Genomic DNA, 13,500 nt, shown 5'->3' on the forward strand with positions numbered 1-13,500 from the left:
AACGGCACACATGAAAAATGGGAAATCAGCGGGCACCCGGCAGTTGCAGCCAGTGAGCCAGCAGCGATTCAAGCAACAAGGCACGGTTGAGGTTGGCCTTGCCCAGCACCTTCTGGCGCTGCTCGAGGATCCAGGCCTGCACCTCCAGCACCTTGGCCTGGCGGCTCTTCTGCGCCAGGTATTGCACGACCTTGCGCATATCGGCCAAGCCTAACCCTTCCTCGTCCTGGGTCAACTGATAGCGCAGGATCAGGTGCGACCAATCGCAGAACCAGTCGAACAGCAGTAACAACGGCACACCACTCCAGGCATCGGCCAGCTGGCTGGGCGATTGCTGCTGCTTGAGCAACTTCTTCACCCCGTCGGCCACCAGCGCGCGTTGCTCGCGCACACCCTGCGCCTGCAGGCTGACCGCCATCAATGGCGAGCCCGCTGCCAGCGTCAGCAGCTCATCGCGCTCGACCTCGTCGCAGTCGGGTAACGCGCCAGCCAGCCATGCCTGGCTCTGGGCCAGGCTGGGCTGCGGGCAGGCCACCTGCTGGCAGCGGCTCTTGATCGTCGGCAGCAGACGGCTGGGCTGGTGCGTCACCAGCAACAACACGGTGTCACCGGAAGGTTCTTCAAGGCTTTTGAGCAGGGCGTTTGAGGCGTTTACATTCATCGCCTCCACCGGCTCGATCAACACCACCTTGCGCCCGCCCAACTGCGCGGTCTGCACCACAAAGGCCACCAGCTCCCGTACCTGGTCGACCTTGATCGGCTTGTCAGCCTCCTCCGGCTCGAGGACGAAGTTGTCCGGGTGGCTGCCGGCCTTGAGCAACAGGCACGACTTACACGCCCCACAAGCGTCCAGGCCCTGCGGCTGCTGGCACAACAGGCGCGCCATCAGGCGCTCGGCCATGGCCCGCTTGCCAATACCCTGCGGCCCATGCAGCAGATAAGCGTGGGCGTGGCGGCTACGACCGGCCAGTTGCTGCCACAGCGCCTGCTGCCAAGGGTAGGCCTCAGCCACGGCAACGCTCCAGAATGCCTGGCAGCAGAGCGTCGATGTCACGCTGCACAGCCTCCAGGGATTGTGCCGCATCAAGCAGGCTGTAGCGCTGTGGCGCGCCTTGGGCGCGCTGCAGGTACGCCTGACGCACTGCTTCGAAGAACGCCTGCCCTTCCTGCTCGAATCGGTCCAGGCGGCCACGGGCGGCGGCGCGGGCAAGGCCCACTTCTACCGGCAGGTCGAAGACCAGGGTCAGGTCCGGGCGCAGGTCGCCTTGGACGAATTGCTCCAGAACCGCGATACGCTCGACCGACAAACCACGACCGCCGCCCTGATAGGCATAGGTGGCGTCCGTGAAACGGTCACACAGCACCACAGACCCGCGTGCCAGCGCCGGGCGGATGACCTGCGCCAGGTGCTGGGCGCGAGCGGCGAACACCAGCAGCAGCTCGGTGTCGGCCGCCATGCCTTCGTCGCTGGGCGTCAGCAACAGTTCACGCACCTTTTCCGCCAGCGGCGTACCGCCTGGCTCACGGGTCAGCACCACGTCCAGGCCGTGCTCGCGCAGGCGCGCGGCCAGGTAGTCGCGATTGGTGCTCTTGCCCGCGCCTTCGGGGCCTTCCAAAGTTATAAACAAGCCGCTCACAGGCAGTCCTTAATGTTGTTCGTCAGGCGTCGGCCGCTCGGCCGCTTGCGCACCGCCGGCAGGGGCATCCTGCGCGGGCGCTTGATCGGGGGCTGGCTGCGCAGCTGGCTCGTCCGCTGCTGGGGGCTCAGGGCGCTGCGCATCGTCGGCGCCCGACGCCTGTTCGGCATCATCGGCCCCTGGCTTGGCCTCTTGCTGCGGCGCGGGGCTGGAGCGGTAGTCCGACCGGCGCTTGAGCTGGAACTCGCGCACTGCCGAATTGTGGTCGTCGAGGTCGTCGGAAAACACATGGCTGCCATCGCCGCGGGCGACGAAGTAAAGGCTGGTGCCATTGGACGGGTTCAGCGCCGCGTGAATCGCCTCGCGGCCGACCATGGCGATCGGGGTCGGTGGCAGCCCAGTCATGGTGTAAGTGTTGTAGGGCGTTGGCTCGCGCAGGTCGGCGCGGGTGATCTTGCCGTTATAGCGTTCACCCATGCCATAGATAACCGTCGGGTCCGTCTGCAGCATCATACCCAGGCGCATGCGCCGCACGAACACGCCGGCGATCTGCCCCCGCTCCTGCGGAATGCCGGTTTCCTTTTCGACCAGGGAGGCCATGATCAGCGCCTGGTAAGGGTCACGATACGGCAGGTCGGTGGAGCGCTCGGCCCACTCCTTGGCCAGCACTTCGTCCAGACGCATGTAGGCCTGCTGCAGCAACTCGACATCGGTCATACCCCGCACGAAGCGGTAAGTGTCGGGGAAGAAGCGGCCTTCGGGGAATACACCGGTATGGCCGAGCTTGTCCATGACCTCGGCATCCGACAAGCCGTCCAGGGTATGCTTGATCTTTTCATGCTTGGCCACGGCCGCACGCACCTGACGGAAGGTCCAGCCTTCGACCAGGGTGAGGTTGTACTGCACCACGTCGGCACGGCGCCAGGCGTCGAACAACTGCTCGACGGTCATGCCAGGGGTAAGACGGTACTCGCCAGTGTGCAGCGGGGTGCCGGCCATGTTGAAGCGCCAGTACAAACGCAACCAGACAGCATCGTCAAGCAACCCATCTCTTTGCATGCTGTAGAACATGCGGTTGGGGTTAGTGCCATTGGGCACATCCAGCAGGCGCTCCTGCGTGACGTGCAGGGGCTGCTCCAGGACCGAGTTGACCTTCCAGGCCGACCAGCCAAACGCCAGGCCGGCAAGGATCAAGCCCATTTCCAGCAACAGCAGGAATTTACGTCTCACGAATTCAGGTTTCCAGTAACGTACGGGCAACGGCCTGCAGTTTACGAGTGAGCGGGCCCGGCGACCAGTTTAGCGCGGCTACGCCACACACGGGCCAAATGCCGTAAACGCTATTGCAAACAAATACTTCATCCGCTTGCTCAAGCGCCTCGAACGACAGGTCGCAGACATGTGCCGCAATACCCAGCAGCGGGGCCTGTTCCAGCAGTGCGGCACGCATCACGCCCGCCACGCCACAACGGCTAAGGTCGGCGGTAAGCAACACGCCATCGCGCACCAGAAACAGATTGCTGTATACCCCTTCGATCACCCTGCCCTGCGCGTCACGCATCAGGCCTTCGGCATGGTCGCTGTCCTGCCATTCGGCACGGGCCAGCACCTGCTCCAGGCGGTTAAGGTGTTTGAGGCCGGCCAGCAGTGGTTGTTCCCCAAGCCGGGTCTGGCAAGGGAACAAACGCACGCCATGCTCAGCATGCTCGACAGGATAACGGGGTAATGGGCTGCCTTGCAGGATACGCCGCGGCGCTGCATCCACAGCTGGCGCATAGCCACGCTGGCTATCGCCACGGGTAAGGATAAGTTTGACGACACCCTCACCCAGCTGGCTGGCGTAACGCAGCAGCTCGTCGCGCACCAGCGCCAGGTCGGTGTTGATCGCCAAGCGCTGGCAGCCCAGTGCCAGGCGTGCAAGGTGGCCGTCCAGCAAGCTGGGCTGGGCACCTCGCACGGCGATGGTTTCGAACAGGCCATCGCCGTAGGCCAGGCCGCGGTTCTGCAGGTTGAGTGCAGTCGCCGGCTGGCCGTCGATCCAGCTGTGCATCAGTCGGCAAACCGGCGGAATACCAGCGAGCCGTTGGTGCCGCCAAAGCCGAACGAGTTGGACAGCACCACGTCGATCGGCATGCTGCGCGCCTGGTGGGGAACGAAGTCGAGGTCACACCCTTCGTCCGGCTCGTCCAGGTTGATGGTCGGTGGGGCCATCTGGCTATTGATTGCCAGCACGCTGAAGATCGCTTCCACCGCGCCCGCGGCGCCCAGCAAGTGGCCGGTCATCGACTTGGTCGAGCTGACCGCCAGCTTGTAGGCATGCTCGCCGAACACGCGCTTGATCGCCGCCACTTCGGCCACATCGCCCGCTGGGGTAGAAGTGCCGTGGGCGTTGATGTAGCTGACGTCTTCCGGCTGGATACCGGCATCGCGCAAGGCGTTGGCCATGCAGCGGGCAGCGCCTTCGCCAGAGTCGGGTGGCGAGGTCATGTGGTAGGCGTCACCGCTCATGCCAAAGCCGACCAGCTCGGCGTAGATGGTCGCACCGCGCGCCTTGGCATGTTCCAGCTCTTCAAGCACCAGCGCACCGGCACCGTCCGACAACACGAAGCCGTCACGGCCTTTGTCCCACGGGCGGCTGGCACGGGCCGGCTCATCGTTGCGGGTCGACAGCGCACGCGAGGCACCGAAGCCGCCCATGCCCAGGCCGCAAGCGGCCATTTCGGCGCCACCAGCGATCATCACGTCAGCTTCACCGTAGGCGATATTGCGCGCGGCCATGCCGATGCAATGGGTGCCGGTGGTGCAGGCGGTGGCGATGGCGTAGTTCGGCCCCTGCAGGCCCAGGTGGATCGACAGGAAACCCGAGATCATGTTGATGATCGAGCCCGGCACGAAGAACGGCGAAATGCGGCGCGGCCCTGAATCGTGCAGGGTGCGGCTGGTTTCTTCGATGTTGGTCAGGCCGCCGATACCCGAGCCCATGGCCACGCCAATGCGCTCGCGATTGGCATCGGTGACTTCCAGGCCGGCATTGCGCACCGCCTGGAAACCAGCGGCCAAGCCGTACTGGATGAACAGGTCGAGCTTGCGGGCCTCTTTGGCCGACAGGTACTGCTCAACCTCGAAGCCTTTCACCGAGCCGCCAAAACGGGTGGAGTAGGCAGACAGGTCCGTGTGTTCGATCGGACCAATGCCACTGCGGCCAGCCAGAATGCCCTGCCAGGTGCTCGGTACATCGGTACCCAGTGGCGACAGCATACCCATACCGGTGACCACGACGCGTCTACGCGACACAGTACTCTCCTTTTCTAATGACAGAGTTTCTTGCCATTGCATTCAAGCGCTGGAATGAAATGGCAACAAGCTCTTGGTGCGCGGTGAACGAAGCCGCCTGAAAAATGCGAGGCGCTCGCAAAGAAAAAACCGCACGCCAGCGAAGGCAGTGCGGTTTTCCCCGACAAGAAACGTCGACTGTAGCGTCTTAGGCCTGGTGGGCTTTGACGTAGTCGATAGCAGCTTGAACGGTAGTGATCTTCTCGGCTTCTTCGTCAGGGATTTCGGTCTCGAATTCCTCTTCCAGAGCCATCACCAGTTCAACGGTGTCAAGCGAATCGGCACCCAGGTCATCGACGAAGGACTTAGTCTCAGTCACTTCTTCTTCCTTGACGCCCAGTTGCTCGGCGACGATTTTCTTGACGCGTTCTTCGATGGTGCTCATACCTAGTTTTCACTCCTAATGGATATATGTCAGGCAGCTGGCCGGTGGCTAATTTTATAGAAAGACGTTCGCTTTTCAAGCTAAACGCACCTTCAGGCTAGTCACCACACCCGCTGCCTGGAATCTGGTTGCAGCTTTATAACGGATTTTAGGCTCGCAGTATGACTCTTTTTTTACGAAACCCGTCACATTGAGTTGCAGTATTACATGTACATCCCGCCGTTGACCGGCACGGTAGCGCCGGTCACGTAGGCGGCGCCGTCGGACGCCAGGAACGAAACCACCTTGGCAATTTCGTCAGCCTGGCCCAGGCGGCCCAGCGGAATCTGGGTCTGCAGGGCTTCGCGCTGAGCTTCCGGCAGCTCGCGGGTCATGTCGGTATCGATGAAGCCCGGGGTCACCGAGTTGACGGTGATACCACGCGAACCCACTTCACGCGCCAGGGCGCGGCTGAAACCTTCCAGACCGGCCTTGGCAGCCGCGTAGTTGGCCTGACCTGCGTTACCCATGGCACCAACGACCGAGCCGATGCTGATGATACGACCCCAACGTGCCTTGGTCATGCCACGCAGCACGCCCTTGGACAGACGGTAGAGGCTGTTGAGGTTGGTGTCGATGACATCGAACCACTCGTCGTCTTTCATGCGCAGCATCAGGTTGTCGCGGGTGATACCGGCGTTGTTGACGAGGATGGCCGGCGCACCGAACTGCTCGCCAATGGCGGCCAGCACGGCTTCAACCGATTCGGCGCTGGTCACGTTCAGCTCCATGCCGGTGCCGGTGATGCCGTGTTCTTTCAGGGTGGCAGCGATGCGCTCGGCGCCGGACGCCGACGTGGCGGTACCGATCACGGTCGCACCCTGGCGGCCCAGCTCGAGGGCGATGGCCTGGCCAATGCCACGGCTGGCGCCGGTAACCAGTGCAACTTTACCTTGCAGGCTCATGCAAGCTTCTCCAAATCAGGCCAGTGCCGCGCGGGTGGCAGCAACGGCGTCAGGGGTGTTGAGGTTGTAGGTGGTCACGCCGTCGGCGCAACGCTTGTTAAGGCCAGCCAGCACCTTGCCCGGGCCACACTCGACCAGGTTGACCGCACCGTTGGCGGCCAGGGTCTGCACGCACTCGACCCAGCGCACCGGCTGGTACAGCTGTGCCAGCAGGTCGTGCTTGAGGGCATCGAGGTCGGCAGCGACGGCGGCAGTGACGTTCTGCACCACCGGAATCTGCGGGGCCTTCCATTCGATGGCATTGACCGATTCGGCAAAGCGCTCGGCGGCGGGCTTCATCAGGGCGCAGTGCGACGGGACGCTCACCGCCAGTGGCAGGGCGCGCTTGGCACCTTTGGCCTTGCACAGCTCCATGGCGCGGTCTACCGCCGCCTTGTTACCGGCGATGACCACCTGACCAGGCGAGTTGAAGTTCACGGCGCTGACCACTTCATCTTCAGCGGCTTCGGCGCAGAGTTCCACGACCACAGCATCGTCCAGGCCGAGAATGGCAGCCATGGCGCCATGACCGGCCGGTACGGCTTCCTGCATCAGCTGACCGCGGCGCTCGACCAGGCGAACGGCATCTTTCAGGCTGATGCTGCCGGCGGCGACCAGGGCACTGTATTCGCCCAGGCTGTGACCGGAAACGAAGGCCGGCTTGGCACCGCCCTCTTCCAGCCACAGGCGCCACAGTGCGATGGACGCCGTGAGGATTGCCGGCTGTGTCTTGTCGGTCTGGTTAAGTTGCTCTTCCGGGCCGTCCTGGACCAGCTTCCACAGGTCGTAGCCGAGCGCTTCGGACGCTTCCTTGAAGGTTTCGATGATCACTGGCTTCTCGGCGCCGAGCTCGGCGAGCATGCCCAGCGACTGGGAACCTTGACCGGGAAAGACGAATGCGAGGGATGCAGACATTGAACAAGCCCTTATGATCTTGTCGTCGGATAGTGTGCGCCAGGCCCGAGGCCAGGCGCGGAATCTGAAAACTTGGATGGAAACACAGACCAAGCGGTCACATTTAAGCACTTCATCGGCGAAATGCCTAAGGCAACAGGTCTTCAAGGCGGCCGTGCAGCCGCTGCGGCAGGTTTTCCTGAATTTCGATCAGCGCCCGCTGGATGGCACTCTGAAACCCCTGCACGCCCGCCGAGCCATGACTCTTGATGACGATACCCTGCAGCCCCAGGAAGCTCGCCCCATTGTGCCGCGCCGGCGCCAGGTCGGCCTGCAGACGCTTGAGCAGCGGCATGGCAACGGCCCCGGCAACGCGGGCAAAAGCACCGCCCTTGAACAGTTTTTCGATGCGCGCACCGATCATCGTCGCCAAGCCCTCGCTGGACTTGAGCAGTATGTTGCCGACAAAACCGTCGCACACCACCACGTCTGCCTCACCCCGGTACAGGCCATCCCCTTCGACGAAACCGACATAGTTGAGGCCGCGGGCGTTCTGCAACAGCGTGGCAGCCAGCTTGACCTGCTGGTTACCCTTGATGTCCTCGGTACCGATGTTCAACAGCGCCACGCGTGGCCGATGCACACCCAGGGCCTGAGCGGCCACCGAGCCCATTACCGCGAACTGGTAGAGGTTTTCGGCGCTGCAGTCGACATTGGCGCCCAGATCGAGCAATTGACAGTAACCCGTCTGGGTCGGGATCGCCGCCACCATGGCCGGCCGGTCGATACCCGGCAAGGTCTTGAGCACGAAGCGCGACAACGCCATCAGCGCCCCGGTATTGCCGGCACTGACACAGGCCTGGGCTTTTCCGTCGCGCACCAGTTCGAGGGCGATGCGCATCGACGAATCCGGCTTGCCGCGCAACGCCTGGGATGGCCGCTCGTCCATGCCGACTACCTCACTGGCGGCCACAATCTGCAGGCGCGCGCGATCCGCAGCTGGCAAGCCACTGATGAGATCTTCAAGGAGGGAGGGTTGACCGACGAGGGTCAGGTGGAGCGAGGGGGTAGCCGAAAGGCAGGCAATGCTAGCCTGGACAATGCTGCGGGGACCGAAGTCCCCGCCCATTGCGTCGATCGCGATGACCTGAGCGGACAAGGATTACTCGTCAGCGCCCTTGTCGACCACTTTACGACCACGGTAAACGCCTTCTGGCGAAACGTGGTGACGCAGGTGAACTTCACCGGTGGTTTTCTCTACCGACAGCGCGTTTTCCGACAGAGCGTCGTGCGAACGGCGCATGTCACGGGCAGAGCGGGATTTTTTGTTCTGCTGAACAGCCATAATTGATTAACTCCTAAACGTTTGGGTCACGCTTTAACTGCGCCAAAACACTGAACGGGTTGGACCGCGACACCTCGTCCTTGCTCGATTCGGGCTCGTCTGCGCCCGCCGGCTGCTGGCATTCTTCCGGATGATGAGCAGGCACGATTGGCAAGGCGAGCAAAAGCTCCTCCTCGACCAATGCCTGCAGATCCAAAGGATCTTCGCCCAGTTCCAGCACGTCATAGCCTTTCGGCAACGACTGGGTATTCGCACCCTCCTTCACCACGGCGTATGTACATTCGCTGTGGACCGGTAGGGTGACCAGCTCAAGACAACGCTGGCAAACCATCTTGACTTCGACGTCCAGCTCGCTGTGGATAACCACCACGTGCTGTTCATCTCGTTCAAAATCGAACTTCGCCTGCACCGTACCGACATTGTCGGAAAGCGGGTCGCAGAGTCTTTCCAAATCAGCGAGTTGCAGCGAACCGTTAAGGGTTACGCCACGATCGGCTAATTTGCGCGGGTCAACGTGAGGTGGAATCGGGTCATTCAACATAGGCGCAGCATTCTAGGGATGCCCCCCGCCCCTGTCAAAGGAAATTAGGCGGCATCGTGCGTGATAGAATTGGTTCAACCGAACCCGGAGTCTACCATGCTTCCTTTGTTACTGGCTTCCAGCTCTGCCTATCGCCGCGAACTGCTCGCACGCCTGCACCTGCCCTTCACCTGGGCAAGCCCCGATATAGACGAGCAGCGCCGGGAAGACGAGCCAGCCGTTGAACTGGTACGCCGCCTTGCCAGGCAAAAGGCCGAGGCCTTGGCGGGCAGCCATCCCGGGCACCTGATTATCGGGTCGGACCAGGTAGCCGTGCTGGGCGAACAGGTGCTGGGTAAGCCGCACACCTTCGAGCGGGCTTGCGAGCAACTGCTGGAGTGTAGCGGGCAGCAGGTGAGCTTTCTGACCGGGCTGGCACTGCTGAACAGCGCCACCGGGCAATGCCAGGTGGATTGCGTGCCGTTTACCGTCACGATGCGCGAATTGAGCCGCGAGCGCGTGGAGCGCTATGTCGCGACGGAACAGCCGCTGGATTGCGCGGGGAGCTTCAAGGCGGAGGGGTTGGGGGTGAGCCTGTTCCAGAGCACCCATGGGTGCGATGCAACCAGCCTGATCGGGCTGCCGCTGATTCGGCTGGTGGATATGCTGACCAAGGAAGGGGTGATGGTTCCGTAACCTGGCTGGAGATTTTGGCGCCCGACAGATCGAGCGCCGCCCGGGAGGGTGAACGATCGGGGATATTGGACGGCGGATCCGGCCTATTCGCGGGTAAACCCGCTCCTACAACGGGCGTAGTGACACCACCTCATGCCCGCGAATGCGATGGTGCTGCGACGGTGAATGGCCAGGGATATTGGCCGGCAGGTCCGGCCTATTCGCGGGTAAACCCGCCCCTACAACGCACCGCTGGGCACCCCGATCGATGAGCGAACCTGCGCGCAATGCGCCGCGCGGGCGGCGCTCGATCTGCCAGGCACTACAAAAACTGCGACGAACTCAACGCAACTGCGGCCCCTGGAACCCCATCCACATCGCCAGGTGCTCAGCCACGCTGGCACCCACGCGCTTGGAGAAGCGATCGAAAGGCGACTCCTGAACGGTGAAGTCCACCAACTCCTTCTCCCCCACGATCTCGCGCGCCACATAGCTGGCACTGCCCAAGCCATCCACCAGCCCCAGCGCCTTGGCCTGCTCACCCGACCAGATAAGGCCACTGAACAACTCCGGGTGCTCCTTGTCCTTCAGGCGCTCACCCCGCCCCTGCTTGACCATGGCGATGAACTGCTGGTGCGTGGTATCCAGCACGCCCTGCCAGAACCGGGTCTCTTCTGGTTTTTCCGGCGAAAACGGATCAAGGAACGCCTTGTGCTCACCCGATGTATAGGCACGCCGCTCGACCCCAAGCTTCTCCATGGCACCAACAAAGCCATAACCCGCCGCCGTCACCCCAATGGAACCCACCAGGCTGGCCTTGTCGGCATAGATCTCGTCCGCCGCACTGGCGATATAATAGGCACCGGAAGCCCCAAGGTCGGCGATCACCGCATACAGCTTGATGGCGGGATATTCGGCACGCAGGCGACGGATTTCGTCATACACGTAACCCGCTTGCACCGGACTGCCACCCGGGCTGTTGATGCGCATCACCACAGCCTTGGTCTTGTCGTCCTTGAACGCTTCGCGCAGGCTCTTGACGATGTTATCGGCGCTGGCAGCCTCCTGATCGGCAATCACCCCGCGCACTTCGACCAGCGCGGTATGGCTGGCACTGCGCGAAGCGGCCTTGTCCATGTCCATCAGCGGCGAGAACAACGCCAGAATGCCAAACAGGTAGACAAAGGTCAGCAGCTTGAAGAAGATCCCCCAGCGCCGCGACCGTCGCTGCTCCTGCACGCTCGCCAGCAAGGTCTTTTCCAGGAGCTTCCAGCTGTTGCGCTCTTCGCGCTCCCCGGGCTCGGGCTCAGGGGCTTTCCATTCGTCTGCCATGCTTACCTACCTTGGAAGTGGAATTGCGGAACCACCCAGCCACTCGCGCAACTGGGAAAAGCGATCGATGCATACCTGCGGACCAAACTCGGCCAACGCCTGCAGCGACATGGCACCATAGCCAACCGCCACCGAATGCATGCCGGCATTGCTGGCCATCTGCAGGTCGAATGCCGAATCTCCGACCATCAGCGCACGCGACGGTTCGACGCCACAATGCCCGAGGATTTCCTCAAGCATCAGCGGGTGTGGCTTGCCACGGGTCTCGTCAGCGGCGCGGGTGATGTCGAAGAACCGCTCCCAGCCATTGGCCCTGAGCACCCGATCCAGCCCGCGACGGGCCTTGCCGGTGGCCACCGCCAGGCGGTAACCCTCGGCGCGAAAGGCATCCAGCGACTCGACCACGCCATCGAACAGCGGCGAAGGTTGCTGATCCAGCGCAACGTAGACATCGGCATAGTGCTGGCGGAAGCTGGCAACCTCTGCAGGCACCAGGTGCGGGTACAAGGTGTGGATCGCCTCGTCCAAGGCCAGGCCGATGATGCCCTTGACCGCATCATCGCTGCTCTGGGCCTCGCCGGCACGCTCTGCGGCGACATTCATGGCCTCGACGATACGACCAATGGAATCGGCCAGGGTGCCGTCCCAGTCGAAGATCAGTAGCTCATAGCCTTTTTTCATGGATCAGGACGCACTCAAACGTTCAACGGTTTTCGCCCATACCTCATCCACAGGCGCCTCGAGCTTCAACTCGCCACCGTCGGGCAGCGGTACAGTCAACGCGTAGGCATGCAGGAACAGGCGCTTGCCACCCAACTCGCGAATTTCCCGGCTGAAGTCTTCGTCGCCGTATTTGCTGTCGCCAGCGATCATGTGCCCGGCATGCAAGGTGTGCACGCGGATCTGATGAGTACGACCGGTGATCGGGCGCGCCTCGACAATGGTGGCAAAGTCGCCAAAGCGGCGCAGCACGCGAAACAGGGTCAGCGCCTCCTTGCCTTCATCGTTCACCTCGACCATGCGCTCACCGGAACGCAGGTTGCTCTTGAGCAACGGCGCGTTGACCTGCTTTTTCGAGGTTGGCCAGTGGCCGCGCACCAGCGCCATGTAGCGCTTGTCGACACCATCGCCGCGCAGGGCGGCATGCAGGTGGCGCAGCATGCTGCGCTTCTTGGCGATCATCAACAGGCCAGACGTGTCGCGATCCAGGCGGTGCACCAGCTCCAGCTCCTTGGCGTCCGGGCGCAACTGGCGCAGCGCCTCGATCACCCCGAAGCTCAGGCCACTGCCGCCGTGCACGGCGATGCCGGCCGGCTTGTTCATCACGATAAGCGCCTTGTCCTCGTAGACAATGGCGGCTTCCAGACGCTGCAGCAGGCCTTGGGCCACCGGCGCCGGTTCGTCTCGTTCCGGCAAGCGGACGGGCGGAACGCGCACGATGTCGCCGGCCTGGATCTTGTACTCCGGCTTGACGCGGCCCTTGTTGACCCTCACCTCACCCTTGCGCAGGATGCGGTAGACCAGTGTCTTGGGCACGCCCTTGAGGGCCGTGATGAGGAAATTATCGATGCGTTGGCCGGCAAGCTCCGGCGCGACTTCGATCAGCTGAACGCCGGAAGTCGGAGGGGTATTGGTCGTCATTGCGAGATCATAACAATTTTTTATGGAATTGAAGCACTTAATCATTGCTGCTATAGTCGCGAACGCCGCCAAAAGCGGCAGGCCAGCGGCACCAGGCTCTTTGCCGGTCCTTGACCTTCGCAATTCTCCAGGACGCGAGGCCGTCCTACGGGGTTTTCGCCAGTTTACCGAAATGCCTGGAATCGCCACCAGCGCCGTGTAGAGAAGACCGAAAAAAAACGACAAGTGCGGTGTTTCACCTGCTTACCCGATTCTTTTCGCTGCACCTCTGCCCGCGAGTCGCTTCCACGCATCGCCCGGCGAATGCTTCGGAAATACCTGCCTTGGACATGAATGGCGCCAGCGCAGAACCAGCGCTGGCGAAAAATGCAACCCGTTGCGGATTCAGCGCGCGGCAGCACCCGAATTATCAGGGATACGTGCAGGGTGGAGATGCACAGCCCTCGGACCGTGTAGCACCGCGTCCGGCCACCAGCCCACTGACGGCTGGTGAGCGGATAAGGTCCTGAACAGATGCCCTCCGGGCGTCCACGGCTGACGGTTGATTCCTCCTCCTGACTGAGTGCACAAGGCCCGCTTGGTTGATTCGGATACCTATTCGAAGCCACCGGGGCCTTGTTGGCACCGCAGCAAACAGGACGCGTCGTCGCGACAACGGCAGGCTGGGCAACCGGCTGGTGCCGAACGTCGCTCGACACGGGGGTGGCCCGGCCACCCTTTGCGCACCTTGGCACCGACCATGAGACGTCGTGTGT

The 13,500-nt window shown here is 62.5% G+C and carries 15 protein-coding genes; 1 reads left to right on the plus strand and 14 read right to left on the minus strand.

What is annotated here, in order from left to right; genetic code table 11:
• Positions 1–25: 25 nt before the first annotated feature.
• From REH59_RS20780 to REH59_RS20830, 11 genes are all read right to left on the minus strand, one after another.
• On the minus strand, positions 26–1,012 hold the full coding sequence (locus REH59_RS20780; protein WP_003247167.1) for a DNA polymerase III subunit delta': 987 nt from the start codon (positions 1,010–1,012) through the stop codon (positions 26–28).
• Complete coding sequence (tmk, locus tag REH59_RS20785) at positions 1,005–1,637, minus strand: dTMP kinase (RefSeq protein WP_003247165.1); 633 nt, start codon at positions 1,635–1,637, stop codon at positions 1,005–1,007. The genes REH59_RS20780 and tmk overlap by 8 nt, the downstream gene beginning before the upstream one ends.
• Before the next feature lie 9 nt (positions 1,638–1,646).
• Complete coding sequence (gene mltG, locus REH59_RS20790) at positions 1,647–2,867, minus strand: endolytic transglycosylase MltG (protein WP_003247164.1); 1,221 nt, start codon at positions 2,865–2,867, stop codon at positions 1,647–1,649.
• A gap of 4 nt (positions 2,868–2,871) precedes the next feature.
• Positions 2,872–3,687 (minus strand): aminodeoxychorismate lyase, encoded by an 816-nt coding sequence (gene pabC, locus REH59_RS20795; RefSeq protein ID WP_003247163.1) that lies wholly within the window; start codon positions 3,685–3,687, stop codon positions 2,872–2,874.
• Positions 3,687–4,931, minus strand: coding sequence for a beta-ketoacyl-ACP synthase II (gene fabF, locus REH59_RS20800; protein WP_014859697.1), 1,245 nt, complete (start codon positions 4,929–4,931; stop codon positions 3,687–3,689). The genes pabC and fabF overlap by 1 nt, the downstream gene beginning before the upstream one ends.
• 187 nt (positions 4,932–5,118) lie before the next feature.
• The gene (acpP, locus tag REH59_RS20805; RefSeq protein WP_003247161.1) at positions 5,119–5,355 is read right to left on the minus strand and encodes an acyl carrier protein; all 237 of its coding nucleotides are present in this window, start codon (positions 5,353–5,355) and stop codon (positions 5,119–5,121) included.
• A 203-nt stretch (positions 5,356–5,558) separates the two neighbouring features.
• Positions 5,559–6,299, minus strand: coding sequence for a 3-oxoacyl-ACP reductase FabG (fabG, locus tag REH59_RS20810; RefSeq protein WP_003247160.1), 741 nt, complete (start codon positions 6,297–6,299; stop codon positions 5,559–5,561).
• A gap of 15 nt (positions 6,300–6,314) precedes the next feature.
• A complete protein-coding gene (gene fabD, locus REH59_RS20815) occupies positions 6,315–7,253 on the minus strand; it encodes an ACP S-malonyltransferase (RefSeq protein ID WP_010952936.1) in 939 nt (312 codons plus the stop codon).
• A 127-nt stretch (positions 7,254–7,380) separates the two neighbouring features.
• Positions 7,381–8,391, minus strand: a complete 1,011-nt coding sequence (gene plsX, locus REH59_RS20820) for a phosphate acyltransferase PlsX (protein WP_019752226.1) — start codon at positions 8,389–8,391, stop codon at positions 7,381–7,383.
• A gap of 3 nt (positions 8,392–8,394) precedes the next feature.
• Positions 8,395–8,577, minus strand: a complete 183-nt coding sequence (gene rpmF, locus REH59_RS20825; protein WP_003247154.1) for a 50S ribosomal protein L32 — start codon at positions 8,575–8,577, stop codon at positions 8,395–8,397.
• Between the two features lie 13 nt (positions 8,578–8,590).
• The gene (locus REH59_RS20830) at positions 8,591–9,118 is read right to left on the minus strand and encodes a YceD family protein (protein ID WP_003247153.1); all 528 of its coding nucleotides are present in this window, start codon (positions 9,116–9,118) and stop codon (positions 8,591–8,593) included.
• Positions 9,119–9,214: 96 nt separating this feature from the next.
• On the opposite strand from REH59_RS20830, the gene REH59_RS20835 reads away from it, so the two are divergent.
• Entirely contained in the window at positions 9,215–9,793 is a 579-nt protein-coding gene (locus REH59_RS20835; RefSeq protein ID WP_014859694.1) for a Maf family protein, read from the plus strand.
• 321 nt (positions 9,794–10,114) lie between these two features.
• Here the strand turns inward: REH59_RS20835 and REH59_RS20840 are convergent, their stop codons facing one another.
• The 3 genes from REH59_RS20840 to rluC are packed head-to-tail and all read right to left on the minus strand — an operon-like array spanning position 10,115 to position 12,745.
• The gene (locus REH59_RS20840) at positions 10,115–11,104 is read right to left on the minus strand and encodes a S49 family peptidase (RefSeq protein WP_003247151.1); all 990 of its coding nucleotides are present in this window, start codon (positions 11,102–11,104) and stop codon (positions 10,115–10,117) included.
• Positions 11,105–11,110: 6 nt separating this feature from the next.
• On the minus strand, positions 11,111–11,785 hold the full coding sequence (locus REH59_RS20845) for an HAD family hydrolase (RefSeq protein WP_014859693.1): 675 nt from the start codon (positions 11,783–11,785) through the stop codon (positions 11,111–11,113).
• A 3-nt stretch (positions 11,786–11,788) separates the two neighbouring features.
• Positions 11,789–12,745 carry a 23S rRNA pseudouridine(955/2504/2580) synthase RluC gene (rluC, locus tag REH59_RS20850; RefSeq protein ID WP_003247149.1) on the minus strand — a complete coding sequence of 319 codons (957 nt, stop codon included), beginning with the start codon at positions 12,743–12,745 and terminating at the stop codon, positions 11,789–11,791.
• Positions 12,746–13,500: the final 755 nt, after the last annotated feature.

The sequence above is a fragment of the Pseudomonas sp. BO3-4 genome, assembly GCF_034044115.1.
Taxonomy (GTDB): domain Bacteria; phylum Pseudomonadota; class Gammaproteobacteria; order Pseudomonadales; family Pseudomonadaceae; genus Aquipseudomonas; species Aquipseudomonas alloputida.

Coding starts and splice junctions, on each gene's coding strand:
- pabC (WP_003247163.1), bottom strand. CDS start 3,687: ATGCACAGCTGGATCGACGGCCAGCCGGCGACTGCACTCAACCTGCAG.
- acpP (WP_003247161.1), bottom strand. CDS start 5,355: ATGAGCACCATCGAAGAACGCGTCAAGAAAATCGTCGCCGAGCAACTG.
- fabG (WP_003247160.1), bottom strand. CDS start 6,299: ATGAGCCTGCAAGGTAAAGTTGCACTGGTTACCGGCGCCAGCCGTGGC.
- fabD (WP_010952936.1), bottom strand. CDS start 7,253: ATGTCTGCATCCCTCGCATTCGTCTTTCCCGGTCAAGGTTCCCAGTCG.
- rpmF (WP_003247154.1), bottom strand. CDS start 8,577: ATGGCTGTTCAGCAGAACAAAAAATCCCGCTCTGCCCGTGACATGCGC.
- REH59_RS20830 (WP_003247153.1), bottom strand. CDS start 9,118: ATGTTGAATGACCCGATTCCACCTCACGTTGACCCGCGCAAATTAGCC.
- REH59_RS20835 (WP_014859694.1), top strand. CDS start 9,215: ATGCTTCCTTTGTTACTGGCTTCCAGCTCTGCCTATCGCCGCGAACTG.
- REH59_RS20840 (WP_003247151.1), bottom strand. CDS start 11,104: ATGGCAGACGAATGGAAAGCCCCTGAGCCCGAGCCCGGGGAGCGCGAA.
- REH59_RS20845 (WP_014859693.1), bottom strand. CDS start 11,785: ATGAAAAAAGGCTATGAGCTACTGATCTTCGACTGGGACGGCACCCTG.
- rluC (WP_003247149.1), bottom strand. CDS start 12,745: ATGACGACCAATACCCCTCCGACTTCCGGCGTTCAGCTGATCGAAGTC.